This is a genomic window from Terriglobus sp. RCC_193, assembly GCF_041355105.1.
Classification (GTDB): Bacteria; Acidobacteriota; Terriglobia; order Terriglobales; family Acidobacteriaceae; genus Terriglobus.
In genome coordinates this window covers 1624230-1650983 of sequence record NZ_JBFUPK010000002.1, presented here as the reverse complement: position 1 = coordinate 1650983, position 26754 = coordinate 1624230, and the positions used below count along the sequence as shown (strand labels likewise).

Genomic DNA, 26754 nt, shown 5'->3' with positions numbered 1-26754 from the left:
CTTACGTATCAGTCGTTGTGTCGGTGGTCGGCTTCAGTGTCGGCCGGGACAAGTTCATGGATCTCTTTGCGGGGTTCTTCGCTGCTGATGCCAGCCTCAGAGGTGATCTCCTGATGCTCGGCTGTGGCGAAGTCCGGCGTGGAATAGCTGGCTGATTCCACGGGCAGACCGGTGGAGGGCGGCATCATTTTGAGCGATCCTGCTTCTGCAATGGGCGTGGCTTCGGTGGCGATAGCTTCGGTGCCTTCCGTGGTGGTTTCGCCGGCAGGTGTCTCCGAGACAGGACCGGCGAGCGCGGCCACCTTTGCCTCGTGTTCCTTCTGCTCTTCCACGCGGAGTTCGTCTTCCATCTGCATGCGGAATTCGTTGGAGGCGCGGCGGAACTCAGCCATCAATTTGCCAAGCTGGCGCGCCAGTTTGGGCAGGTTCTTCGGACCCACCAGGATGAGGGCCAGAATGAAGATGACAACGGAGTCCTGAAAGCTGGGCATCGTGACTGTAAGGATAACAAGTTGGAAGGTCTGCCGGGGAGTTAGAGAGAGGGTTTTGGCCTCTCGCGAAGCGTTGTAGTAGAAGCTTCGCTGATTTGAGGGTGCGAGATTTTCGACTATTGGAGTTTGTCGCCGCGGGTGAAACGTTCATCCAGCGGTTTGCGTTCGTCCCATCCGGCTTCAACGGCGTGCCACTGGGTAATGTTCTTTTCGCCCTGCAGCCAGCACAGCATCACAACCTCGTCTCCCAGTTGAAACGGAAATTCGAGCAGGCCACTGGCCAGGTCGCGGACCTCCACGCCAATGGCTTCAATCTCTGCCAATGTGTCCTTGGCCTGGGTGACGGCGGCGGCGTGTTCGGCCTTGATGCGGGACACTTCCTGCAGATCCACATGCAGGCCCCCGGAGAGGAAGATGGCCTGGGACAGTCCCGCCAGCGCATTTTCGCGCACGGTGGCCACAGAGGCTGCCTCCTGCGCGCGTTGCAGCAGAGAATCCAGCACAGGAAGCAGCGTTTGTGCTTCGGGAAGGGTAAAGGTACGCATGGGGTTTCTCCTCTCCGCAGAGGTGCTTCGCGCAAGCATACGGTGCATGGGGCGCGAGTTCAACCAAGGGAGTTTCATCCTATGCGCATCTGCATGTCGGATGGGGGAAATTCATACGGGTGGTGGCCGGGTATCTGTCTTGACACTGCCAGTTGGGGGATTTCTACTAAATGGTGATATGCCTGAGACTCTCCGATCCTTCCGCGAACTCTGCGCCCGCCACGGGATTGCGGTGACGCATCAGCGGCAGGTGCTGTACGAGACGATGCAGAGTATGTATGGCCACCCATCGCCGGAAGAGGTCTTTGAGGCGGTGAAGCAGCGCATTCCCTCCATTTCACTGGCAACGGTGTACAAGAACATTCATCTTTTCGTGGAAAGCGGCGTCTTTCGCGAGCTTTCCATACACCACGGCACCCTGCGTGTGGAAATGAACGATGTACCGCACCATCACATGGTGTGCTCCGTATGCCGCAAAGTAACGGACCTGCCGGACGGCGAGTTTGGTGCACCTCTTTTGCAGACGGCGATGCCCGGCGGCTTCCTGGTGGAACGCGTTTCCATCGACGTGATCGGCGTCTGCCCTGACTGTCAGGCTCGGCCAAATTAAAGATTTTCCTGCGCGATTCCTTCTCCGTTGCGTCCAATGGATTGACTTTCCCTGCTGTCAGGAGTGGTTTTTTTCATGCTTCCGTTTCGTCGCGCTGTCCCCTTGTTGTCTGGCCTGTTGCTCTTGAGTGGTTGCGGCACCGGCAAGTTCTTCACGCCGGAGAATGGCAATTCGGGCGGTGGCAATAGCGGCGGCGGCACGACATCCGGGAATTATCTTTTCGTAGCGAATCAGGGCGCGAATTCGGTATCGGGATTGGGCATTTCTTCCACCGGAACGCTGTCCACATTGAGTGGCTCTCCTCTGAACTTCAGCTTTACGCCCACGGCGCTCACTGTCAGCCGCGACAACAAATATCTGTGGATAGGAACTGTGTCGCAGATCTTCGGCTTTACGATTGGCAGCGACGGCACGCTGAGTTCAATGAACAGTGGCAACGCTCTCGTCAACGCAAACTGCGCAGATATGCAGACCTCGCCGGATGGCAAGTGGCTCATCGTGCTGGATGGCAGTGGCAATGCACTGGATCTGTTCAGCATTAACAGCGATGGCACGCTAACCATTGGGCCGAACGGCGGACTCGGCTTTACGGTAACGGGAACGGTAGTGCCCAAGCAGCTTCGCATTGCGCCGTCGGGGGGATTTGTTATTGCAGCGATGGGAACGGCAGGCGAGTTGTTCTTCAGCTTCAATACGTCGACCGGCGCGCTGCAGTACCTGACACAGACCAAGCCACCCAACCTCACCAGTGATAACGCCATCGCCATCGACAGTACCGGCAGCTACCTGTACGAAGCACGCAGCGGCACCAATCCTGGACTGGTGGTGAACACGATCACGTCCGCTGGAATCCTCACACCGACCACCTCGCAGAGCTATACCGCCGGCACACAGCCGTACTCGGTTGTGCTGGATAACACCAGCAAATATGTCTATGTGGCGAACCGCGGCGACAACACCATCTCCGGCTGGTCAATTGACGCGAATGCAAAGTTGACGGCCATCAGCGGATCGCCGTTTGCGTCCGGTGTAGCCGTAACGTCGCTGGGAGCGGATTCCACGGGCAAGTACATCGCCGCGGCAGCGTACTCCGGATCACCGGATGTTACGCTGTATAGCTTTGACAGCACCACGGCGGGCAAGCTGAACTCCGTCGCGACGTCGTCAACGGGAACGAACGCCAGCATTGTTGCGCTTTCGCACTAAAGGTTGCCTTGCGCCTCAGACGTGGTTCGCTCGAACGATTCGTTCACGTCCCGATGCTATCCTCAGGTTCAGTGCGGATGTTGCGATTGTCTCCATTTTCGGCCCGATTTGCGTGTGTTCTTGCCCTGGGATCGGCGGTCTCGCTGGTCTCCGGCTGCAACCATTTCAAGCCGAAGGTACTGACGCACTACGTCTACGTGACAGCCAAGGGAACCTTCCTGCGCGATCGCATCGCCGCCGTATCCAACCGCACCGGGAACGTGGTCAACGGCCAGCGACTGGAGATTCTGGAACAGAATCGCCGCTTCTATCGTGTGAAGACAGACAACGGAGAGATTGGCTGGATTGACGAGCGCGCCGTCGCCACAGAAAAAATTGCAGACGCGTTCGAGCAGCTTCAGAAAGACCACGAGAACGATGCAGTCGTTGCCACGGGCACGGTTAGCGACGATGTGTACCTGCACATTGCGCCGGGCATTCAGACAGATCGTTTTTATCGCCTGGCAGACGGCGACAAGCTCAAACTGTTGCAGCGTGCCTCCATTCAGAAACCCCTGCCGCCGGGGCAGACCGTGGAAAGCATGGCTCGTGCCAAAGGCATCCAGATAAAGGAAGGCGAAGTGCTGAAGCCGCCCATGCAGGACTGGTGGCTGGTGCGCGATGCGAAGAATCACACGGGTTGGATGACCAGCGGCCTGCTCAATACCGATGTGCCGGAGGCCATCTCGCGTTATGCGGAGGGTCAGCGCATTGTGGGCGCATACATCATCAACAAGGTGATCGATCCGGAGATTGAAGGCGTCAGCAAAGAGGTTCCACAGTACGTGACCGTAACCAGTCCGTATGAGGCAGGCTTGCCCTACGACTTCAACCAGGTTCGCGTCTACTCCTGGAATCTGAAGCGGCATCGCTACGAGACGGCGAACCGCGATAGAAACATCCTCGGCTATTTTCCGGTGAAGATTGGTTCTGATCCGGGGACGCCTGCACATGACCGCATCCCGGGTACGGGCCCCGCTCCCACCTACATCTACACGGTGCTGGCGGCTGGCGCGCCGGTGCCGCAGGCCGATGCAAATGGACAGTTCCGCGTCGCCAGGGGTCAGCTTGTGACCAAGACGTACCGTCTGGAAGGCAACCTCACGCGGCGTGTCCTGCCGCCGGGAACACAGCCACCCGCCGAGGCCCAGCTGCAGCCGGTAGAGAAGAAGGAAAAAGCTGGCAAGAAACGCCGCTAACCGCAATCCAACATTTCCACTACGTTTCGCGTCTTTCTCCCAAATGGGGAACAGGATGACGCGGTATGGCGTGTCGCCACAAGAACTTCTGCCGATTCCGACCGTCTTGTACTTCATGCACCTTTTGTCGTGGCTGTGCGGTCTGACTTTTTTTTGTGCCGCATCAGTGGGTGCCATGGCACAGGAAACTGTCCCGGCCCCTTCCATGGTGGCAAAGGCTTCGCTTGTGGGCACGGTGCAGGACGGAGACGGCGCTCTGCTGCCGGGTGCGCGCGTGGAGGTCCTGTCTGGAGGAGTGACCGCGGTCGCCTTCGCAGATGAAGACGGCATCTTCCACGCATACGGCATCACCCCGGGCTCCTATACGCTCCACATCACGGCAATTGGCTTCTTTGCGGACACGCGCAACGGAGAAATCCTGCCGGGCGAAGAAAAAGCACTGGACACGATCGAACTACGCCCCGAGGGAAAATTTGCTTCAGTCACCGTGACGGCTACCGAAAAGGAAATCGCCACGGAACAGGTGAACTTCGAGATGAAGCAGCGCGTGCTGGGCATCATCCCGAACTTTTACGTGATCTACGACGCGAATCCGGCGCCGCTGACCAAAGGACAGAAGTTTCACCTGGCATGGCGTTCCACGCTGGACCCTGTGTCCTTTGCCGGAGCGGCAATTGTTGCCGGCATTGAGCAGTCCGGAGATCAATTCAGCGGGTACGGACAGGGCGGTTCCGGCTATGCGAAACGCTACGGCGCAGCATTTGCAGACGGCGCCATTGGCACATTTCTTGGCGGAGCAATTCTGCCGGTGGTCTTCCATCAGGACCCGCGCTATCGCTATCAGGGAAGCGGCTCCGTGATGTCGCGCACGCGCCACGCCGCCGCCAGCGTGATCTTCTGCCGCAACGACGAGAACAAGGTGGTATTCAATTACTCCAATGTTCTGGGAAACTTTGCCGCTGCGGGCATCAGCAACCTCTACTATCCCGCCAGCGATCGCCACGGAGCAGGATTGACTCTGCAGAACGCTGCCGTCGGAACAGCGTTCGGAGTCTTCGGCGCCCTCATGCAGGAGTTTGTTGTGCCGAAGCTGACGCCACGCTTGCATGGACGCGACAAACGCTAAGATCAACATCGATCGCGAGCGAATCCTAAGAACAAGACTCGCTCGCGACCAAACGCATTAGTTCACACGCTCAAACACCACAGCGGTCGAATCATAATCATCCCGCAGATTCAATGTGACACCCGCTCCCATCAGCACCGCGCCGCTCACCGTCTGCTCTCCGCGATATTTCTCCGCATCCAGCGCACGCACGCGATACATCGCATTCGGATCAAGTCCCTTCAAACGCACCGGCGGATACGCCACACGCAACCGCTGCGAATGCAGATACGCCAGCAGCACAGCCTGTGAACCATCGCGCGACACATACTGCATCTGCGTCTCATCGCGATCCAGCGGCGACTGCAAACGATACTGCGCACCCTGCTGCACCGTCGTGCGAATCGTCTTGTAGAACGACACCAGCTTCGTACTCAGCGCCGTATCTGCATCGCTGAACTTGTTCAGATTGTTACCAATCCCAAGCGCGCCCTGCATCGCCACCACAAAGCGATACTGCAACGGAATGCCGCGCCGTTCCGGATGCGAAACATCCGTGGTCCACGCCACCATCACCTGCGGCGTGTATGCGTGTGAGAAGCCATACTGCAGATCAAGCCGGTCCAGCGCATCCGTGTTGTCGCTGGTCCACACCTCATCGGTGCGTTCCAGAATGCCCAGGTCAACACGCCCGCCGCCGCCACTGCACGATTCAATCTCCAGCTTCGGATGCTTCTTTCGCAGGCGATCCAGAACCTCATACAGGTTCTGCACATATTTCACGTTGATGGCCTTCTCCGCATCCACATCACGATGCGCCGCGCTCGTGCCCGGAGCCGTATCCCATCCCGGCTCGCTCCAGTTGCGGTTGTAATCCCACTTCAGGTAAGCAATGTCGTTCTCACTCACCAGCTTGTCCAGCCACTCGAACATCCATTCCTTCACGTCTTCGCGAGCAAGGTTCAGCAGCAACTGATTGCGCTGCTCCGTGTGCTGACGATCCGGCATCTGCATCGCCCACTCAGGATGTTTGCGATACAGATCGCTGTTCGGGTTCGCCATCTCCGGTTCCACCCAGATGCCGAAATCCATGCCCAGCGAATGCACCTTATCAATCAGTGGCTTCAGTCCGTTGGGAAACTTCTGTTTATTCAGATACCAGTCGCCCAGCCCACGATGATCGTCGTTGCGTTCGCCAAACCAGCCATCGTCAATCACAAAGCGCTCCACACCCAGCTTCGCGGCCTTCTCCGCCAGTTGCATCTGCATCTGGTCAGTGAAGTTCATCTCCGTGGCTTCCCAACTGTTGTAGACAATGGCGCGAGGCTTCGGCGGCTGCCCTGCTCCCTGCCGCAGCGGCAGAATCTCATCCGTCTGAAAACGATGCAGCACACGCGATGCTGCGCCCTGTCCGCCATCGGTATAACCTGCGTAAAACTTGGGCGTTTCCATCGACTGCCCTGCCGCCAGCGTCGCATGGAAATCAAACGGATTGAACCCGCCCGTCACCTTCACCGTGTGCAGGCTGGTGTCTTCCACCGTCATGCGCCAGCTTCCGCTCCAACCCAATTCGCCAAACCAGACCGGCCCTGCATCTTCCGTTGTCTGGTCCGTGCGTCCAATGGCAAACCACGGATTCGCACGATGCGATGTGCTTCCCTTGCGGCTTTCCAGCACGCGTTCGCCCGCCTGGATCGTCTCCTTATGCAACTGCCACTCACCGCCCCACATACCCGTCAACCAGCTCAGGTTGTAAGCCGACTTCTCCGTCTCGGGATACTGCGGCAATGTCCACGTAGCACTTGCGGCCTGCTCCAGTTGCACCGGCGTCTTACCCGTGTTCTCAATGCGCGACCACCGCGCAATCACGCCTTCGGGATACGCCTTGTAATACAGGTGGACACGCAGCGGCTGCGCCGCATCCTTCAGCACAATCTCAAGCTCATCCGCGCTTGTCTTCGCCGACTCAAATTTCAGAATCGAAGTACGATCACCATTGCTGAAGTCCGCCTTCAGGGCAACTTCCGTGAACAGCCCTTCACCCCACGCTGGATACTCCAGCGGCGTGGTCGAAATCTGCGGATCGAACGAAGCCCGTTCCGGCGGCGCCTTCACCACAGGCAGCGATGCGTTCGCAGGCAGCTTCGGGCCCCAGTACAAAGACTGCAACATGCCCTGATCATTCACACCCACGGCATACGTCATGGTGCCCGCACTTACGAACCATGTTTTCTTTGCGGCATCTTCACGCACCGCAACCTGCGCCACCAACGAGGAGCTCGCCACAGCGCACAGAACCAGCGAAACCATCTGCTTCAGCATGTCAGCCACTTTATCGCGCCCCACACCCCGCTGGCGACCCTGCGATAATCAATGTATGAGCGATATCCGTGTTGAAGCTGCGTCCGCAAGCTACACCGTCCATGTGGGCCGCAACCTCCTCGCATCCATCGCAGAGCAGACAGTTCCACTCGCAAAGAAAATCTCGCAGGTCTTCATCGTCACTTCGCCGGAGATTGACCGCCTCTGGGGCGAGCCCGTTCGCAACGGCTTCCTCGCGCTCAACAAGCCCGTCACCACGCTGACCATCCCCGCAGGCGAGCAGCATAAGCGCATGGCCACCATCGAGCGCCTGCTGGAAGAACTGGCACAGCACGGAGCCGACCGTGACACCCTTCTCGTCGCGCTCGGCGGCGGTGTTCTCGGCGACATGACCGGCTTTCTCGCCGCCATCTGGATGCGCGGTGTGCCCTTCATCCAGGTGCCAACGACCTTGCTCTCGCAGGTCGATTCCTCAGTAGGCGGCAAGACCGGCGCAAACCTCGCCGCAGGCAAGAACCTGGTCGGCGCGTTCTATCATCCGCTCGCCGTCTTCGCGGACCTCGACACGCTCTCCACACTCCCGCCACGCGAACTTCGCGCGGGATTACAGGAAAGCGTGAAAGCAGGAGTCATCCGCGACCCGCAACTCTTTGCCTTCATGGAAACGAACGCGGAAGCCATCCGCAACGGCGAACTCACCGCGCTACAGCCCGTCATCGAAGCCAGCATCCGCATGAAGGCCGACGTCGTGGAAAACGACGAGCGCGAGAGCGGCCTGCGCATGATCCTGAACTTCGGCCACACCGTGGGCCACGCCATTGAAGCTGCCACGGGCTACAAACAATTGCTGCACGGCGAAGCCATCGGTTGGGGCATGATCGCCGCTGTTCGCCTCGCACAATCGCGCAACCTGCTCAATGACGCAACAGCTACACGCATCACGAAACTCGTGCACGCCTTCGGCCCTCTGCCACCGTTTGAAGCAGACGCGCAGCGCCTCGTTACTCTCACAGGCTCCGATAAAAAGAAGCGCAGCGGCACGCTGTCGTTCATCCTGCCCACCAGCATTGGCACGGTTGACATCGTGCGCGACGTCACCGAAGCAGAACTGCTCACCGCCGTCGAATCCATGCTCGCGGAGATGCGCGCAGCCAACGCGGTGACTGCATGACCGCCCTGGAAGCCGCAAAGGGCGCACGCCCCGAAGGCGCAACCACCGACGAAGAAGCAGCCATCGCCGTACAAAAGATGTTCGATGAGATTGCGCCGCAGTACGACCGCGCCAATCACATCCTGAGCATGGGTATGGACCGCGTCTGGTGGAACAGCACCGCGCGCTTCTTTGACGCAACATTGCAGCAGCCGCAATCACGCGTCCTCGACCTCTGCTGCGGCACCGCAGACATGACAGCAGCACTCCTCGCACGCCGTCCCGCAAACTCTGAGCCCGTACTCGCCGTCGACTTCTCGCACGAGATGATCGAACGCGGCCGCATCAAGATGCAAGGCAAGCCCGTCGAATTCATCGAGGCGGACGCTCTGAACCTGCCGCTCGAAGACGCATCGCTCGACCTCGTCGTCAGCGCCTTCGGCTTCCGCAATCTCACGGATTACAACGCAGGCCTGCGCGAAATCCGCCGAGTTCTCAAGCCCGGCGGACGCATCGGCATCCTCGATTTCTCCATGCCGCCCGCGCCGCTGAAGCAGATGTATCGCCTTTACTTCCGCCATGTTCTGCCACGCATCGGCGGCATCATCTCCGGCTCGCAGGACTCCTACGCGTATCTCCCCGCCAGCGTGGAACGCTTCCCTGCTCCGAAAGACTTCCTCCGCATGATGGAAACCGCATCGTTTACAGCGACGCGCTGGCAGCCATATCTTTTCGGCATCGCGGGCCTCTGGTCTGCAACCGCCTTGTAACATTGGGTGCCCCACGTCTCGCATTTGAGACGTGGGTGTTCACGAACCCGCGCATCCTCGATACTTTGGGTGCCCCAGGTGCATGAAGCTCACCTGGATATTCGCGCGAAAGCGCGAACCGCGCATCCACGGCACCGTGTACTGCATCCAATTCAACGAGCCGGGGACCCACGGCGATTTCAATCAACACAGCACAGGAGCATCACGATGTCACAGGCATCCGGTTACGCCGCGCAGTCGGCAAAGACACCCCTTGGCCCCTTTTCGTTTGAACGCCGCGAACCCGGCCCGAACGACGTAGTCATCGACATCAAATTCTGCGGCATCTGCCACTCCGATCTGCATCAGGCACGCGACGAATGGGGCGGCGGCATCTTCCCCATGGTGCCCGGCCATGAGATCGCAGGCGTCGTCCGCGCCATCGGCTCCGCCGTCACGCACTTCAAAGTGGGCGACCATGTCGGCGTAGGCTGTTTCGTCGATAGCTGTCGCACCTGTATTGAATGCACCGCGGGCGACGACAACTATTGCCAGAACGGCATCACCCTCACCTACAACGGACTCGACAAGCAGGGCGCCCCCACCTACGGCGGCTACTCCGATCACGTCGTCGTCGACGAGAACTACGTCCTGCGCATCCCGGAGAACCTGCCGCTCGATGCAGCATCACCGCTGCTCTGCGCAGGCATCACACTGTACAGCCCGCTGAAGCACTGGAACGCAGGCCCCGGCAAGCGTGTGGCCATCGTCGGCCTTGGTGGCCTCGGCCACATGGGCGTCAAGCTGGCGCACGCCCTGGGCGCACATGTCACGGTGCTGAGCCAGAGCATGAAGAAGGCAGAGGACGCGAAGAAACTCGGCGCAGACGAGTTCTACTCCATGAACGATCCGGAAACGGTGAAGAAGCTCGGCAACAGCTTCGACCTCATCATCAGCACCGTGGGTGTATCGATGGACTTCACGCCGTACCTTGCCATGCTGAAGAAAGACAGCACCATGGTTCTGGTCGGCGCACCGGAAGGCAATTCGCAGGTCAATTCCTTCGGCCTCATCATCAACCGCAAATCACTCGCCGGTTCCATGATCGGCTCGATTGAAGAGACGCAGGAAATGCTCGACTTCTGCGGCCGTCACAACATCGTCAGCGACATCGAAGTCATCAAGGCCGACTACATCAACGAGGCCTACGAGCGCATGTTGAAGAGCGACGTACGCTACCGCTTCGTCATCGACCTCGATTCGCTGAAGAACTAAGCCACAACAACCTTAAAAGAACAAGGGCATGGCGGAAGCCATGCCCTTTGTTGCATACAACCGAATGTCGTCATCCTGAGCGAAACGAAGCATGCCCTCGAGCGAAGCGAAGGGGACCTGCATTCCTCTGTGCCACGAGAATGCCGCAGGGACAGCAAATCTACTTCTCGCGCAACACGCGCACTTCATAATCCAATTCACGCCGCGTTTCCGCGATCACATCGCGCCCATCGGCACCCACGTACTCCAGTTCATAGAAGCACGGAAGCTTCCATCCGCGATCGCGATTCATCTTCAGCACCTGCTTCACCGGCACGACACCTTCACCATAAGGAACACTCTTCCCATCGTTCGCCATACGGTCATGCACATGCAGATTCGTAATCTTCGGATGCAGCTCTTCCAGCGCAGCTACAGCATCAAAACCGCTTGACGCATAATGCGCAATGTCCAGGTTGATACGAAACATCGACGACATCCGCAGCACCTGGTGGAAGTGATCCATGCTCGCCAGGTCGTCCGGATCCTTCGTCACCGCATGGTTGTGAAACGCCACTGTAATGCCATGCTTCTCTGCAAATGGAGCCACTCGCTTTGCCACGGAGACTTTGCTGGAGGCTGTAATCAACTTCACATGGAGTGCTTTCGCCGCCAGAAAACCGTGCTCAATTTCCGCATCGTTCATCGTCGGTTCAAAGCTGTAGTTGTAGGCAAACAGATTCACGCGCGTCGTGTAGAAGCGGTGCAGAATCTCCGTGAAATAGTTGGCCGGAGTATTGGTCCGCCACGCCCGCACCGCACTTCTCCGGCTATCCCGTTCGGCTTGCGAAAGCTGCTCGACAGGCTGCGTCTGCGCACCACTCCACGGCGACCAGTAACGCACGGGCAACGCAAACGGCTCCGCCTGCGGCGCCCATAGCTCCAGCAGGTTTACTTTCAACTGGCGCGTGCCATCCAAAATGGTATCGATGGCCTGCAACCCACCCTGCCGCACATTGTGAAAGGTATACGTCTGCAATCCAAGCGGCACGCCGCCTGCTTCCAATGCCCACGATGGCATGGACAGCAGCGATGCTGCAGCGCCCATTCCCTTCACGACTTGCCGCCGATTCAACATGCTGTTCTCCTGCGAACGTTTAGCTCAACTGCAAATACGCAGGCACCGCAGTTCCCACCAGCACACACAGCATCAGCAGCAACGTGTCACCCGCCGTCTGCTGATGCGGAGCCTTGTTCCGTGCGCGAATCATCGCGAAGCAAAGGAGCGCCGCAATCGCCGTCAGCGTAATCGCAGCCATCGGCAGCTCTGACAGGAAGATCAGCCCCACGCAGGCCCCGGCGGCACCCGCCACCACCCACGAAAGCCCAAGCTGCGTATAGTACGCACGGCTCATCCGCGCACCGTCCGTCAGCACACCGCGGCCTTCACGCGCAATCAGAAGGCCCAGCAGAATATGCACTGTAATCGCGGCCAGATATCCAAACACAATGCCTGCAAACGCCGTGAACATGGAGCCCTCCCAAACGCTATTTTTCAGATGCCCACAGGATACGGCTTCTCATGCAGTTCTGCACTCGGATTCCCGCCGCGTTCAAAACGCCCTTGCAGCAGGCTCAGTAATCCGGTGTACCAATACCCCAGCACAAACAGCAGCAGGAACGGCACCGTGAAATAGTTCTCGCTGCTCACCGCATACCAGACCGTGAATGCGAAATAGCAGCCAATGGCCAGCTCGATCCACGGAATAATACCCAGCCGCTTGCGATACTTCTTCGCCGCCAGATTCTTCTCGCCCTTCTTCTGCACGCGATACTTCGGCGTACGCGCAAAGGCGCTCTGCACGCCGAACAGCGCCTCCATCACAGCCTTGGTATTCGTAATGGTCAGGCCAACACCCAACGCCATCAGAAACGGCAGATAGAGAAACGTCTTGTACCAGGTCTTCGGGAAAAGTTCTTTCTGGCTGACCAGGTAGAAACTTGAGATCGACATCGTGCTCGCCATGAACAGCGGAAAGTCGATCAACAACATCTGCACCCAGCCCTGCCACGAACGGATAATCATCGCCGGCATCAGCAGCACGCTGAGGATAATCATCAGCGGATAACTGATGTTCGCCGTCAGGTGATACCACGCCTCCAGCTTCGTATGCTTCGGCGCATCGCTGGCCAACACACGCGGCAGAATCTTCTTGCCGGTCTGGATCAATCCCTTGGCCCAGCGCGCCTGCTGCGTCTTGAACGCAGTCATCTCAATGGGCAGTTCCGCCGGGCATTCCACATCCTGCAGATACTTGAACTTCCATCCCTTCAATTGCGCACGATAGCTCAGGTCCGTATCTTCGGTCAGCGTGTCATGCTGCCATCCGCCAGCTTCATCAATCGCCGTGCGACGCCACGCACCCGCCGTACCGTTGAAGTTGAAGAACACACCCGCACGCGAACGTCCGCCATGCTCCAGCACAAAGTGACCATCCAGCAGAATCGCTTCCACCTGTGTCAGGAAGCTGTAGTTGCGGTTCAGATGCGTCCAGCGCGTCTGCACCATACCCACGCCCGGCTCTGCAAAATGGTTAATCACCTTATGCAACCAATCCGTCGGCGGCACAAAGTCCGCGTCGAAGATCGCAATCAGTTCACCTTTCGCCGTCTTCAATCCCGCATCCAGCGCGCCAGCCTTGTAGCCATGACGGTCCGTGCGATGCAGATAGTAAATCGGCTGTGGCGGCAGACCTGCTGTGCCTTCCGCATACTTGCGCACAATCTCCGCCGCTACCTCGTGCGTCTCATCGGTGGAGTCATCCAGCACCTGGATCTCAAACCGATCGCGCGGATACTCAATCCGGCAGCACGCATCCACCAGCCGATCCACCACATACTGCTCATTGAAGATGGGCAACTGGACGGTCACAAACGGCAGTTCGCTCTCCGCAAACTGCATCGGGGCATTCTTGCTCGTCGCTTCCTTCTTCTTGTTGCGGAAGTACAGCCACACCAACTGATAGCGGTGGATGCCGTAAAACGCCAGGATCACCATCACAATGAAATAAGGGATCAGCAACGCAATATCGAAGCCGTTCCAGTGATACATGCCCTTGAACGTGTTCTGCATGTAGTGGGTCTTCCAATAATGCTGAAGACCGTGCTGCTGCTGAAACAGCAGAGTCAGGACAAGGGTGGGCATTGAGGTGAACAGAAGCATTGCTCCGCAGATCAAAAATGGCTCCCCTGATTCTACCGGAGCAGGTCAAACCACCTGATTCGCTGCATTCGCAGGGTGCCCCACGTCTCGATTTTGAGACGTGGGTTTATCCAATATCCAATCAACTACTTCAACGAAACCGGCACTGCCTTCCCGGCGCCACGTTCAGCAATCCAGAGCGTATCGCCCGCAGCCTCAACGCCGGTCGGCGTCTTCAATCCATCCTTGATCACCGTCACATGCGCGCGATCGCCGTCAATCGTCAACGCCGCCACCATGCCGCTGCCATTCGCCGCCACGTAAATTTTTCCATTTGCCGCGCGCATACCATCCGGCCCCTTCACCGGCTGGTCCATCCAGATATCCACCGGCGCTCCGGGCTTGCCGTTTGCATCCACCGGAATCCGGTACAGCTTGTTGAAGAACACGTTGTTGATGTACAGCACGCCATCCAGAAACGTGATGCCATCAATGCCGTTCAGCACGCGATGGTCAGAAAACAGCTCTGCAGTCGACGCGCCCGGAGCCAGCCGGTAAATCCTGCCCACAGAGGTGTCCGTGATGTACAGCGCCTTGTCCGGGCCAATCGCAAAGTCATTGCAGGTGGTGTTATCGCCCGGCAGGTCCCAACGCAATTTCTGCGTGCCCGTCTTCAGGTCAAACCCACGCAGTGCCGTATGCCGCAGCGCAGGACGCGTGTTCGGCACTGGCGTCAACTGGCACGTCCAAAGCGTATTCGTTGCGCCGTCCGCCAACATGCCAAAGAAGAACGTCCCCGGCCCTTCGGCGCTCGCGTCCACAAACTTCTCCGCGGTCTTCGCCCCCGGTGCCACCTTGTACACAAACGGCGAACTCGCGCTGCCCACGTACAGCGTTCCGCCCGGCGCCACGGTCAGGCTCTCCGGCTGCGATTTCTCATCGCCAATCAGCACCTGCGCCGACGCGATGTTCCCTGCCAGTCCCACACTGAAAGCCATGCCAAGCGCAAGGCCGCGAACACAACTCATCGTCATAGCAGAACTCCGCAGAAAGGAAATCAAAACGCCCCGGAAGAGGCAGACGAAGGATACCGCAAGCCTCCCATTCTGCGTAAGCGCCAACTTCTCCGCATGACCCACCGAAGCTCATACGGACGAAAGCTCCAACAATCAAGGGCCGTCATTCGCCGAAGCTGTAGCGGCCAAACCCAGCGAAGCTCATACGCTCAATGACCGTCATCCTGAACGAAGTAAGGCTCTACGACCGTCGTCCCTGAACGAAGTGAAGCTCTACGACCGTCGTCATCCTGAACGAAGCGAAGCTCTACGACCGTCGTCATCCTGAACGAAGCGAAGCGGAGCTGAAGGACCTGCATTCCTCCACACCCTCTACAACGCACCAGGAAACCCAAAACAAACCACCAGCCAAAGAACCGGGTGCCCCAGGTTCGCGAAGCTAACCTGCAAAGCGCGATCAGCGAAGCTCGTACGGACGAAGTACGTCCAACGAAGCTCCAACAACCAAAGGCCGTCATTCTGCCCCTGAGCCTGTCGAAGGGGAAGAATCCCGACGAACTCTCATCCTGCCAAAGTCCCTACAACCTTCCAGCCACGAACCCAACCCAGCTTCGCAAAGCGAAGCTCCAACGCACGTAAGTGCGTCTTCCTTCGGAAGGGTAGGGCTTCAGCCCTGCCGTAAAGAGTTCCCCGAAACAAGCGGCTTCAGCCGCTGAGGGAACATCACCCAAAACAAAAAGGCCGGAGCAAAAGCCCCGGCCTCCTCAAAACAAAGGATCTAGTGCGAATGCACTTCACGCCCGGCCACGCGATCGTACATGTACTTGTCGCTGGTGGTGCCCAGGCTTTCGTTGTACAGCATGGTCGCGCCTGCAGCCTCGTCCAACTCCTGCTGGAACTGGTGAATCGCACGCAGATGGTCCGCCGTGGCCACAATTTCCAGCTTTCCGGCTTTCAGAAACTTCTGATACCCCTTGTCCAACAGGCTCGCAATCTGCCCGTTCAGCACCCATCCGGCCCGGGACACAATCTCGGCCGGTGCGGGCGCAGGCACAATCTTTTCGTTCACGGCAGAACTTGGCCGGATCTCCGCGGCCACACCATACTTCGAAACGCGATACGTTCCCGAACCGCCGCCGCCCTGTGCAACATCAAACTTCTGCGAACCCAGCGCGGATAGAACATCGTTGAAGCTGCGCTTCTCGGTCTTCTTTTTGAAAAACATGGAACGTCCTCGGGCGGTTTTTCCGTTCATGAACGCAAACGGGTTACGATTTACTTTCGCATATTGCAGGCAGGGAGAGCCAATCACATCACCATGGCAGCCACCGCAACCGACGTTTCGAAGCTAGGAAAAAGTGTCGTGGAGCGCATTGGGGACACCCCCATGCTCAACCTCACCCGCATCGTCAGCCACCTTCCCGGCATCACCCTGCTCGGCAAGGCGGAGTTTGCCAACCCCGGCGGCAGCGTCAAAGACCGCCCCGCGTTGAGCATTGTGCAGGCCGCCATGGCCGCCGGTGAACTCGGCGACACCCAGCCCGAGCGTGCCCTTCTGGACGCCACCAGCGGCAATACCGGCATCGCCTATGCCATGCTGGGCGCGGCTCTGCAGTTCCCCGTCACCCTCTGCGTCCCCGCCTCCGCCAGCCCGGAGCGCAAGAAAATCCTGCAGGCCTATGGCGCGGAAGTCATCTTCACCCCCGGCGGCGACGGCAGCGACGGCGCCATCCGTAAGGTCCGCGAACTCTACCAGAGCCAGCCGGACAAATACTTCTACGCCGACCAATACGGCAACGACAACAACTGGAAGGCCCATTACCGCACCACGGCCAACGAAATCTGGCAACAGACGGAAGGCACCCTGACCCACTTCATCGCCGCGATGGGTACCAGCGGCACCTTCATGGGCAACACCCGCCGCCTGCGCGAGCTGAACCCCAAAATTCAGTGCATCAGCATGCAGCCGGATTCGCCCTTCACCGGCCTGGAAGGCCTGAAGCACATGCCCACGGCCATCGTGCCGCCCATCTACGACCCTGAACTGGCCGACCGCAACATCTGGGCCGAAACCGAGCCTGCCTACGCCATGTGCAAACGTCTCGCCAGCGAACTCGGCGTCATGGTCGGCGTCTCAGCCGGCGCCAACGTCGACACCGCTCTCCGCATCGCGCAGGAGGAATCCGACGCAGGCCGCGAAGCCGTCATCGTCACCGTCCTCTGCGACGGCGCGGAAAAGTACCTCAGCGAACGCTTCTGGACCGAAGACTAACCTTCAACTCACCAGATTGGGTGCCCCACGTCTCGCTTCTGAGACGTGGGTTCCGCGAAAGCATAGCTCCAACGGTCAAAGTAGGTGAGTGCGGTTTCAACCGCCGTGACGATATCCACGTCGCTGCTATCCTCAACCCACCGGCACATGATTCGAACAGGCACGATCCCCCGGCTTTTCCTTTGCTCCCTGCTGCTCCTTTCCGGCTGCGGTCAGCAGGACTCAAAGTCCCCCGACCCGCCCCAGCAAATCCCCGCCCCGGAACTGTTGCCGCTTACGCTTCCGCTCGCCATCGTAGGAACCACGTACAACACCACTCTGCTGGCGCGCTACGGCACATCGCCGTACACCTACGCCATCACCAGCGGCAACCTGCCCTCCGGCCTTTCCCTCAGCTCCGGCGGCACACTCGTTGGCAACCCTGCCACCGCGGGCGTCTACCCGTTCCAGGTCACACTCACCGATGCCGAAACCCCGGCCAAAACAGTCACGCAATCCTTTTCCATCACCTCGTCCACACGTCTGCAGGTGGCATCCTCGGTGTCCATCCAGATACCCCGGGGAGTCCCCTTCACCTCACGCCTGTTAAGCGGAGGCACGCCACCCTACACGCCGCAAATCCTCAGCGGCACTCTGCCAAACGGCCTTGTACTCAACGCAGACGGAACCGCCTCCGGCACTCCCACCGTAGCCGCTCCCTTCACCACAAACATTCGCTGGACAGACGCCGTAGGCCAAACTGGAACCGGTACGCTCGACATCCTCGTCACAGCGCCGCCGCTGGTCGCCGCGCCCGTGGCCCCGCTCGTCCTTCCCATCGGCCAAAACATTCTGCAGCCGTTGAGTGTGCAGGGCGGCACACCGCCGTACAGCTTCTCCATCACCAGCGGCACCCTGCCAACCAACGTAACGCTCACGTCGGCAGGCGTCCTGCAGGGTCAGATCACACAGCCGGGCACGTACAACGTCATAGTCTCCATCTCCGACGGCACCATCCCGCGCAAGACCATCACCATCCCCATCACACTGCTGGTATCCACCACCAGCGTGCATGTGAACTCCGACATTCTCCTGCACGCCGTTTCCGCCGAAGCCTACGGCCTTCACACCTCGGTCTACGACCACTCCATCGGTGACATCAGCGGCGTGGCGCCGTTGCTTCCCATCGCTGGCGTAAAGGTGCTGCGCTTCCCCGGCGGCTCCTATTCCGACCGCTACCACTGGGCGCAACACACCCTCACGCCAAACTTCGTGCCGTTCGACCCCGGAGTCTGCACCAACATCTGGAACGGCTATCTCGCCGCCAACTCTGACTTCGGAAACTTCGCGCGACTGCTCCAGGCCAGCGGCACCACCGGCATCATCACGGTGAACTACGGCACCAGCGTCGCCGACGCCTTCGGCACACGCTCCATCAGTTGGAGCGGCGACAGCGACTGCTCCGCCCCCAACACCGGCGGCCAGCCGCAGGAAGCCGCCGCATGGGTCGCCTATGCCAACGGAGCGCCCGGCAACACGCAAACCATCGGCACCGACGCCACCGGCTACGACTGGAAAACCGTCGGCTATTGGGCTTCCCTACGCGCCAGCCAGCCACTCGCGCAGGACGACGGTTACAACTTCCTGCGACTCGGCCTGACAGCCCCCATCGGCGTCCGTTACTGGGAGATCGGCAACGAGATCTACTACAACGGCTACAACAGCATCCTGACCGAAACCGATCTGCACGCGCCATTCATCTATTCGAACGGCTACTCGAACGATCCCGATAGCCGCCAGGGCATAAGCACGCTGTCACCCACCGCATACGGTACCGGCGCCGCAGCGTATGCAAACGCCATGCGCGCCGTTGATCCCACGATTCAGGTCGGCATCGTCGTCGGCTCCGACATCGACCCCATCCCTTCCACATGGACGGGCAATGTCCTGACCGCCGCCTGCAACCAGGCGAAATTCGACTTCGCCATCCTGCACTACTATCCCGGCACCTACAACGCCGTCACCACCGACGAACTCCTCACCAATCCGCAGAAGGATTTCCCCGGCATCGTGCAGGGCCTTCAATCGCAGACCAACAGTCTCTGCACCACCTCACGCACTCCCATGCCCATCTTCATGACGGAGACCAACCCCAACGGCACACTCGCCACCACCACACCGGACATCGCCACCGCGCTCTTCGCCGCGCACGATCTGCTGACCGCATTTGAAGCAGGCATCGACAACGCCGAATGGCTCGAACTGCACGGCGGTGCGGGTACCTTCCTCAGCGAATCGGAAACACCCGGCCCAGCCTTCTACGGCTTCCAACTCGCCACAACCCTCGCCAGCGCAGGCGATCAACTCGTCCTGTCCACCAGCGCCAGCGACAATCTTCTGGTCCACGCGGCAAAACAGAAGAACGGCAAACTCGCCGTCATGCTCATCAACTGCAGCACCACGGACACGGCGTACGTCAACGTGCAGGGCAAAGGCCCTCTCACCAACATCGTGCGCTACGAATACGGCTCTCTCATCGCCCCGGGCAGCGCAAAGCTCGTTGGCAAGTCACTCGATAACAACGCCGCCAGCGCCGTCAGTGTCGCGCCACTCACCGCCGTCGTAATCCTCGCGGATGAGTCATCTTCCGCCAACTAATACAAAACACGATGGCCTGTAATGACATCACGTTGGCGTCTGTAATGAGCCCTGTGTATCCTGTGCGCGTGTCCAAACCATTTGAAAATCTGCCCTCTCTGAAAACTGGGACCGCTGCCCCCGCGCGTGTCGATCGCCGCGACTTCCTCAAAACCAGCGCTCTGGCCGCAGGTGCACTCGCTATCGGAGCGCCCGCCATCGTGCGCGCACAACATCTCAACAGCAAGCTGAACATCGCCTGCATCGGCATCGGCGGCAAAGGCCGCAGCGACACTGACGCCTGCGCCGGAGAAAACATCATCGCGCTGTGCGATGTCGACGCCGGTTCCGACGCACATCAGATTCAGACCAAGAAGTATCCGGACGCGAAGTTCTACAAGGACTACCGTCAGATGCTCGATCAGTTGGGCGACCGCATCGACGCCGTAACCGTCTCCACGCCGGATCACATGCACGCCATCGTTGCCTCCGCAGCCATGAAGCGGCACAAGGCCGTCTTCTGCCAGAAGCCGCTCACGCAGACCATCTACGAGGCGCGTTATCTCCGCAACATGGCGCACGACCGCAAGATCGTTACGCAGATGGGCAATCAGGGCAGCGCATCACCCGGCCTGCGCCGCGGTGTGGAAGTCATTCAGGACGGCCTCATCGGACAGGTGCATCAGGTGCACGTCTGGACCAATCGCCCCGTCTGGCCACAGGCCATGGATCGCCCCGTCGGCCAGGACCCCATCCCCGCCACACTCGATTGGGACACATGGATCGGCCCGGCGCCCATGCGCCCCTACGTCGGCAACCGTAACCCGAAAGACAAGAACGGCGTCTACACGCAATTCAACTGGCGCGGCTGGCAGGACTTCGGCACGGGCGCACTCGGCGACATGGCCTGCCACACGGTCAACATGCCCTTCCGCGCACTCGATTTCGATTCCCCCACCGAAATCGAAGCCATTCCCTTCGGCACCATGAACAAGGAGTCTTACCCCGTCGGCTCCAAAATCCGTTTTGAATTCCCCAGGCGCACCGCACACGTCCCGCTGGAACACCCCAGCTTCTTCCATCACACCCGCAAGATCGAGCACGATCCCTGCACACTCTTCTGGTACGACGGCGGCCAACCCGACGAGTCGCTCCGTGGCGGCCATGACCTCACCAACAAGCCGCCTGCAGAACTCACCGCGGACATCGTCACCCTGCAGGGCAAGCTCCCGGACAGCGGTTGCCTCTTCGTCGGCGAAGGCGGCATGATCTTCTCGCCCGACGACTACGGCACGAACTTCTTCATCAAGCTCAAGGGCGAGAAGGAATTCGTGAACTACCTGAAGCATCCGGCGATGGCGAAATATCCCGAGCGCATCCCGCGCAACCAACACGTGGTTGTTACCGATAAAGGCGCCAACCTCGTCCAGGCTCACGCCGCCGAATGGCTTGAAGCCATCAAGGCCAACAAGCCCCAGGACTGCTACTCACGTTTCGACGTCGGCGCGCGCCTCGTGGAGATCATGCTGCTCGGCTGCGTCTCCCTGCGCGTCGGTCAGAAGATCGAATGGGACGGTCACAAGATGGAAGCGAAGGACTGCCCGCAGGCCGCGCCCTTCATCCGTCGAAACAACCGCACCGGCTGGGCTCTGTCTTAACTCATAAAACCTGACGATGCTGCGTAAGCCCATGCCATGCGCATGGGCTTACGTGTCTTGCATCGAACGCATCAATCTACTGCGGTGCTCCGCCTTATTCACCTCGTGCACCCACCCGTCTTCAATCATCAAAATGCGATCGGCCTCCTGCGCCAGCCGATCGTCATGCGTCACCATGATGAACGCCACATGGTTCTCATGGTTCATCTCACGCATAATGCGAAACACCTCGTCACCCGAACGACTATCAAGATTCCCCGTCGGTTCATCCGCCAACACTATCTTCGGCGCATTCGCCAGCGCACGGATGATCGCGCAGCGTTGGTTCTGCCCGCCGCTCATCGTGTCCGGACGCTTATCCACCTGTGCGCCCAATCCCACGCGTTCCAACAAGCCAACCACACGCGCTGTCTCTTCTTCGTTCGCTTCACCCTTGTGAATCGTGATCGGTGTCAACGTATTTTCCAAACAACTCAACTCATCCAGCAGATAGTGAAACTGAAAGACGAAACCCACTACACGATTCCGCAACGCAGCAAGACCGTCTTCGCTCAGCGTCGAAATATCAACGCCATCGATCAGCACTTGCCCTTCCGTCGGCACATCCAGCGCGCCCAGAATATTCAGCAACGTCGACTTACCGCTGCCTGACTGCCCAATGATGGCAACAAACTCCCCGGCAGCAATCTCAATGTCGATGCCGTGCAGCACCGGTGTGGGCACGCGGCCAAAGTAAGTCTTCTTCAGGCCCCGCGTCGCCACCACAATCTGTCTTGCATCGCCGTTGCCTGTAGTCGTATCCAAGCCTCAGCTCCTTAGCGCATCACATCCACAGGGTTCATTAACGCAGCACGACGCGCCGGAAACCACGCCGCAATCACCGTCGCACAGATAGCAGAAATCACCGCGCCAATCACATAGATCGGAAGGATCGCCACCGGGAACAACTGCTCCGGCACATGTCCTGGCTTGGCCGTTGGCTGTAGCGGAAGGCTAATCAGATACACCAGAAGCGTACCCAACAACGCACCAGAGAAACTCCCCGTCACGGCAATCATCATGCCTTCCAGCGTAAAGATCCGTTGAATCTGTTTGCGCGTCGCGCCAATGCTCTTCAAGATGCCAATCTGTTTCGACTTCTGCAACACCGAAACAATCAGCACAGAAGCAATCGCAAACGACGATGCAATCAAACTGAATCCAGAGATCAGATAAGCCGACGCAGCCTGCATCGTCAACGACGAAACAAAGCTCGGATACTCACGCGACCACGACTTCGCTTCATACGGCACCAGTCCCTGAATGCGGTCCGCAACTGCATCCGATCCGAACAGATCAACAACCTTCACCAGCACCACGTTGACCGAATTACCGACCGCAAACAAACTCTGCCCCGTGCGCAGTGTGACATACACACCGCCGCGTCCCTGCCCCCGGCTATAAATCCCGGCAATCGTAAGCGACTCCGTATTGCCAAAGCTCGACGTGATGCGAATCCGATCACCAACCGTGACGGAAAGGTCCTTCGCCAATTCGTAATCAATGACAATCTCATCGCTCGCCAAACCAACATAGTGGCCTGAAATCAAATCCTTCGTCACAGGCGAAACCATATCCTGTTGCGCAGGATCAGCGCCCACCACGGACACACCCACCGGATTGCCGCCCTTGGAAGCAAATCCCTGTCCCTGAATCGCAGGCAGCGCCATACGCACATTCGGAATCGTCCGAATCACATCCACCACATGCTGCCAGTCATCAATGTTCTTCTGCTGCGGCGCCTGTTTTTCAATGCGGCTGCTGCTCATCGCAGACGAAAGATCACTCATCTCGCTCAGCGGCACCGGCTCCAGATCACGCACCTTCACCGTCACATGCGGAATCGACTCCGTCAGCATGTTCGTCAACTTTGCGCGCAATCCAAAGATCAGCGCCGTAAGAAAGATGATCACAATTACACCCGCCGCAACCGCACCCATCGTCAGCACCGTCTGCCCGCCACCCGTCGTCAGATGCCGCACCGCAAGCCGCACCTCGAATCGCCAATCAAGCGGCACCCACCGGAACAGGCTCATGGCTTCGCCGCCTTCGTACGAATGGCCTGCCCAGCCGTAAGGTTGATCGCATCCACCACCACGTCATCCGATTCCATCAACCCAGACGCAATCGGAATACCCTCTGCAATCGCCGGACGCGTAATCACCGGACGCTCCACCGCATGACCATCCTGCGACAGCAACACCACAGATCGACTGCCCTGTCGCACCACAGCGGTCGGAGGCACTAACAACCGTTCCACCTTCTCATTCGTCAGCAGATTCACATTCACCGTCTGCCCCGGTCGCAACCACGCAGGCGGATCAATCGGCGTCAGCTTGATCGTCACAATGCCGCGCGTCTCATCCACTGCCGCACCAATGTCCGTCAACTTCGCGCGAAATGTCTTATCGCCAAATGCCTGCGCAGAAAGAACCGCCGTCTGTCCCAACTCCAGATCAGCCAGATTGTTCTCATCCAGATCGACGCGAATCTCCAGATCATCGCTCACGATGTTCACCACACCGCTTGCCCCAACCGTCTGCCCCGCTTCCGCATTCAGCTTCGTGATCACACCGTCGTACGGCGCAACCACCGTCGCGTCGCGCGATTGCTGTGTCGCCACCTGCAATGCCTGCTCCGCTTCCGCAAGCTGTGCCCGCGCAATCTGCACATCCTCAGGCCGAGGCGTATTCTCCAACGTCTCTACCTTCGCCTCGCGCACCTTTACAGTAGCCTTCGCCGCTTGCAGCTTGGCGCGCAGACTATCGCGTAATGACTCCGCGTTATCAAACTCATTTTTGGAAATCAGTTGATGCTCATACATCTGCCGGCTGCGTTGAAATTGCGTCGTCGCCAATTGCAGATCCGTCTGAATCTGTCGCACCTGCGCATTGGCTTCCGTCACCTGCGCAGCAGCCTCGTGTATCTCGGATGGCAACGGCTTGCGCGATGCCTGCGCCAACCGCGCACGCGCCGTCTGCACTGCGATGTTCGCCTGCGCTGTCTGAAGCTGCGTGACATCGTTTTTCAGAACGGCTATGGTCTGTCCCGCTTTGACCCGATCACCAATCTTCACCAGCAATTGCTGCACCGTGCCAGTGAACTGCGCGCCTACGGCACTCTCCTGCACACCACCCACACGCGCACTGCTGGCAATTGTCTCTGTCAGCGATACCGGCTGCGGATGGGTCACCGCAACAACCTTAGGTCGCCGAAAAAACCAGAAACCTGCAATCGCGAGGACAACAAGAATCCCAGCAACAAGGAAAACCCAGGATCGACTCCGATGCTCCGGCTGTACCAAAGTACCTCCCGTAACACAACGCGCTGCTGTGGCAAACGGAGAATACCATCGGCTTCAAATCCGCCGGTACTGCATAAAAGCACAGCTTCCGGGACAAGGGGAATCCAATCCCGCCACCCACACGTCAGCGAAGCTGTTCGCAGTCGAACAACCTGCGCTGACATAGGAACGCTGTAAGTCCAATCAACTCTTCTTCGGCGGATTGCCACTGCCATCGTCACCAGGACCACCATCGCCCGGCGTTCCACCATAAATCGAACGGCCATCCGGCAGCGTCACACGGCGGCCATCGATCAGGTGCGAGCCATCCTTCGCACGATAGCCATCCACAACAAGTGTGTCGCCAATCTTGATATCGCCCTTCTTCAAGCCACGACGCGACAACGCTCCCGGCCCTGCGCCTTCACAGCCCCACGTGGTTACATTGCCCTTGGCATCCACCACGTCGACATAGAAGTAAGAGTGAGGATTGGTCCATTCCACGCGCGATAGTTTACCCACAAGTCGCACAGGCTTACTCCCGTCGAACTCTGCGGCAAAGGAATGGTGCGCGAAAGCAGGCACTGCGGCAAGCAGCACAAGAGCAGACGTAGCTGCAAACACTTTTGCCTTCATGGCAAAGGTCTCCTTGGTTGTTATGTGAGAGAAAACAAATGCGCAGACGAACGAAAGGCTCGCTGGCAGTGGTGCCGGGTGCGAGCCTGACAGGTGACTACGAGTTAAGAGTGAAACTCTACCGGCACAAGTGGGCGCAACACCAACGAAGGGTGATCTTGTTACAACAACGCGCCTGCAAACTTGTGTGCATGGGCTTGAATGTAAGCGGAACTTATCTTCCTGTCAACGGAATACTTGACGCGTCGCGCAATGTGACTTATGTTTCATTTCATGCATCTACTCCCGATCGCGAATTGTTGCCGCCGGCCACATCTGCTGATCCGCGGAGTGATCGTGCGCGTTCTCTAACCAGAGTTTTCTGCGTCCATCCCTTTCTCCAACATCCTTTGCGGGTCCGCTTGTTTATGCGGAGTGAAGTTGTGCTTTCCGTGTAACTGCGGAACCGCACATACCCTTCGTCGCGAGGAGATCACTGTGTACGTCCATGCCAAACGAGCGCTACTTACGCTCAGCCTGCTTCTTGCGTTGCCTTCCGCCTGCGTGCAAATCAGCGCACAAGCGGGCACCGGGCGACCGAACCCCAATGCCGTGAATGAAGCAGACTTACCTAAAGGGCCAGCACCGCGACTTACCGATGGCCATCCGGATCTTTCCGGTTATTGGGTGCCAAACAGAAAAGACAAACCGGGCGGTAACATCGGCAAGGATTATCCCGGCTATAAGTTGCCATTCACACCAGCGGGCGAGGCTGCGCTGAAGCACAACGTAGAACACACCGTCGATCCGGAAGCACTCTGCATCGTCGGCGGTATTCCACGGCACGATGCAAGCGGCCTTGCATTCCAACTGCTGCAAGGCAGATCACAGGTCGCCTTCCTGTACTGGTACACCACCTATCGCCTGATCCCGTTCGATGTGAAGAAGCACGACCCCGATCCCGACCCATCGTTCTTTGGCGATGAGATTGGATGGTGGGAAGGCGATACCTTCGTCATCGACTCCACATCCTTCAAGGAAGAGCGCACGTGGATTGATGAAAATGCAAATCCACACAGCGACCAGCAACACACCATTGAACGCTGGACGCGCCCCGATGTCTCGCATCTTCACCTTGAGCTCATCGTCGAAGATCCCAAGTTCTATAAGGAACCCCTGCACTATCAGCGCACATGGTTTGCCGGGAAACCGGGTCAGATCATCCGTGAATATTCCTGCGCAGAAGACAACGTAGATGCGCCTCACATCGGTCCCGGCCCCGGCCCCATTGGCCCTGATGGACAGCGCGGTTACGGCAAACTTGCACCCTTGCCGCCACCACCGGACAAAGACCATCCTGCAACTACGTCCATCCCGGAATAA

Annotated in this window: 23 protein-coding genes; 11 read left to right on the top strand and 12 right to left on the bottom strand. The window is 58.8% G+C overall.

Annotated elements, in window-relative coordinates; genetic code table 11:
* Positions 1-8 precede the first annotated feature (8 nt).
* Together AB6729_RS15715 and AB6729_RS15710 are read right to left on the bottom strand one after the other, a co-directional pair.
* A complete protein-coding gene (locus AB6729_RS15715; RefSeq protein ID WP_371082575.1) occupies positions 9-491 on the bottom strand; it encodes a twin-arginine translocase TatA/TatE family subunit in 483 nt (160 codons plus the stop codon).
* A 116-nt stretch (positions 492-607) separates the two neighbouring features.
* A complete protein-coding gene (locus AB6729_RS15710) occupies positions 608-1036 on the bottom strand; it encodes a DUF2203 domain-containing protein (protein WP_371082574.1) in 429 nt (142 codons plus the stop codon).
* A gap of 178 nt (positions 1037-1214) precedes the next feature.
* On the opposite strand from AB6729_RS15710, the gene AB6729_RS15705 reads away from it, so the two are divergent.
* The 4 genes from AB6729_RS15705 to AB6729_RS15690 all read left to right on the top strand — a co-directional run bounded on the left by AB6729_RS15705 (position 1215) and on the right by AB6729_RS15690 (position 5216).
* On the top strand, positions 1215-1646 hold the full coding sequence (locus tag AB6729_RS15705; RefSeq protein ID WP_371082573.1) for a Fur family transcriptional regulator: 432 nt from the start codon (positions 1215-1217) through the stop codon (positions 1644-1646).
* 75 nt (positions 1647-1721) lie between these two features.
* Entirely contained in the window at positions 1722-2852 is a 1131-nt protein-coding gene (locus tag AB6729_RS15700; RefSeq protein ID WP_371082572.1) for a lactonase family protein, read from the top strand.
* A 77-nt stretch (positions 2853-2929) separates the two neighbouring features.
* Complete coding sequence (locus AB6729_RS15695) at positions 2930-4090, top strand: SH3 domain-containing protein (RefSeq protein ID WP_371082571.1); 1161 nt, start codon at positions 2930-2932, stop codon at positions 4088-4090.
* Positions 4091-4265: 175 nt separating this feature from the next.
* A complete protein-coding gene (locus AB6729_RS15690; protein ID WP_371082570.1) occupies positions 4266-5216 on the top strand; it encodes a carboxypeptidase-like regulatory domain-containing protein in 951 nt (316 codons plus the stop codon).
* Between the two features lie 57 nt (positions 5217-5273).
* Here the strand turns inward: AB6729_RS15690 and AB6729_RS15685 are convergent, their stop codons facing one another.
* Positions 5274-7517, bottom strand: coding sequence for an alpha-galactosidase (locus AB6729_RS15685; protein ID WP_371082569.1), 2244 nt, complete (start codon positions 7515-7517; stop codon positions 5274-5276).
* A gap of 55 nt (positions 7518-7572) precedes the next feature.
* Here AB6729_RS15685 and aroB point away from each other — a divergent pair, with 55 nt between their 5' ends.
* The 3 genes from aroB to AB6729_RS15670 all read left to right on the top strand — a co-directional run bounded on the left by aroB (position 7573) and on the right by AB6729_RS15670 (position 10691).
* On the top strand, positions 7573-8688 hold the full coding sequence (aroB, locus tag AB6729_RS15680; protein WP_371082568.1) for a 3-dehydroquinate synthase: 1116 nt from the start codon (positions 7573-7575) through the stop codon (positions 8686-8688).
* Positions 8685-9437, top strand: a complete 753-nt coding sequence (gene ubiE / locus AB6729_RS15675) for a bifunctional demethylmenaquinone methyltransferase/2-methoxy-6-polyprenyl-1,4-benzoquinol methylase UbiE (RefSeq protein ID WP_371082567.1) — start codon at positions 8685-8687, stop codon at positions 9435-9437. Before aroB ends, ubiE begins: the two co-directional genes overlap by 4 nt.
* A gap of 207 nt (positions 9438-9644) precedes the next feature.
* Entirely contained in the window at positions 9645-10691 is a 1047-nt protein-coding gene (locus AB6729_RS15670; protein WP_371082566.1) for an NAD(P)-dependent alcohol dehydrogenase, read from the top strand.
* Between the two features lie 160 nt (positions 10692-10851).
* Here the strand turns inward: AB6729_RS15670 and AB6729_RS15665 are convergent, their stop codons facing one another.
* The 5 genes from AB6729_RS15665 to AB6729_RS15645 form a co-directional block, all read right to left on the bottom strand.
* Positions 10852-11376, bottom strand: a complete 525-nt coding sequence (locus AB6729_RS15665) for a sugar phosphate isomerase/epimerase family protein (protein WP_371082632.1) — start codon at positions 11374-11376, stop codon at positions 10852-10854.
* A gap of 451 nt (positions 11377-11827) precedes the next feature.
* Positions 11828-12202 (bottom strand): hypothetical protein, encoded by a 375-nt coding sequence (locus AB6729_RS15660; protein ID WP_371082565.1) that lies wholly within the window; start codon positions 12200-12202, stop codon positions 11828-11830.
* A gap of 23 nt (positions 12203-12225) precedes the next feature.
* Positions 12226-13893: a cellulose synthase family protein gene (locus AB6729_RS15655; protein WP_371082563.1), complete on the bottom strand. Its 1668-nt coding sequence runs from the start codon at positions 13891-13893 to the stop codon at positions 12226-12228.
* Between the two features lie 125 nt (positions 13894-14018).
* Positions 14019-14900 carry an SMP-30/gluconolactonase/LRE family protein gene (locus tag AB6729_RS15650; RefSeq protein WP_371082562.1) on the bottom strand — a complete coding sequence of 294 codons (882 nt, stop codon included), beginning with the start codon at positions 14898-14900 and terminating at the stop codon, positions 14019-14021.
* Positions 14901-15666: 766 nt separating this feature from the next.
* Positions 15667-16113, bottom strand: a complete 447-nt coding sequence (locus tag AB6729_RS15645) for a hypothetical protein (RefSeq protein ID WP_371082561.1) — start codon at positions 16111-16113, stop codon at positions 15667-15669.
* A gap of 93 nt (positions 16114-16206) precedes the next feature.
* Here AB6729_RS15645 and AB6729_RS15640 point away from each other — a divergent pair, with 93 nt between their 5' ends.
* The 3 genes from AB6729_RS15640 (at position 16207) to AB6729_RS15630 (ending at position 21434) form a co-directional block, all read left to right on the top strand.
* Positions 16207-17160, top strand: a complete 954-nt coding sequence (locus AB6729_RS15640; RefSeq protein WP_371082631.1) for a PLP-dependent cysteine synthase family protein — start codon at positions 16207-16209, stop codon at positions 17158-17160.
* A gap of 267 nt (positions 17161-17427) precedes the next feature.
* Positions 17428-19797, top strand: coding sequence for a putative Ig domain-containing protein (locus tag AB6729_RS15635; protein ID WP_371082560.1), 2370 nt, complete (start codon positions 17428-17430; stop codon positions 19795-19797).
* A 44-nt stretch (positions 19798-19841) separates the two neighbouring features.
* Positions 19842-21434: a Gfo/Idh/MocA family protein gene (locus AB6729_RS15630; RefSeq protein WP_371082559.1), complete on the top strand. Its 1593-nt coding sequence runs from the start codon at positions 19842-19844 to the stop codon at positions 21432-21434.
* Between the two features lie 48 nt (positions 21435-21482).
* Here the strand turns inward: AB6729_RS15630 and AB6729_RS15625 are convergent, their stop codons facing one another.
* The 4 genes from AB6729_RS15625 to AB6729_RS15610 form a co-directional block, all read right to left on the bottom strand.
* Positions 21483-22238, bottom strand: a complete 756-nt coding sequence (locus AB6729_RS15625) for an ABC transporter ATP-binding protein (protein ID WP_371082558.1) — start codon at positions 22236-22238, stop codon at positions 21483-21485.
* A gap of 11 nt (positions 22239-22249) precedes the next feature.
* Positions 22250-23509, bottom strand: coding sequence for an ABC transporter permease (locus AB6729_RS15620; protein WP_371082557.1), 1260 nt, complete (start codon positions 23507-23509; stop codon positions 22250-22252).
* On the bottom strand, positions 23506-24666 hold the full coding sequence (locus AB6729_RS15615) for an efflux RND transporter periplasmic adaptor subunit (RefSeq protein ID WP_371082556.1): 1161 nt from the start codon (positions 24664-24666) through the stop codon (positions 23506-23508). Before AB6729_RS15615 ends, AB6729_RS15620 begins: the two co-directional genes overlap by 4 nt.
* A 294-nt stretch (positions 24667-24960) precedes the next feature.
* Entirely contained in the window at positions 24961-25392 is a 432-nt protein-coding gene (locus tag AB6729_RS15610) for a DUF6152 family protein (protein WP_371082555.1), read from the bottom strand.
* 477 nt (positions 25393-25869) lie between these two features.
* On the opposite strand from AB6729_RS15610, the gene AB6729_RS15605 reads away from it, so the two are divergent.
* A complete protein-coding gene (locus AB6729_RS15605; protein WP_371082554.1) occupies positions 25870-26754 on the top strand; it encodes a hypothetical protein in 885 nt (294 codons plus the stop codon).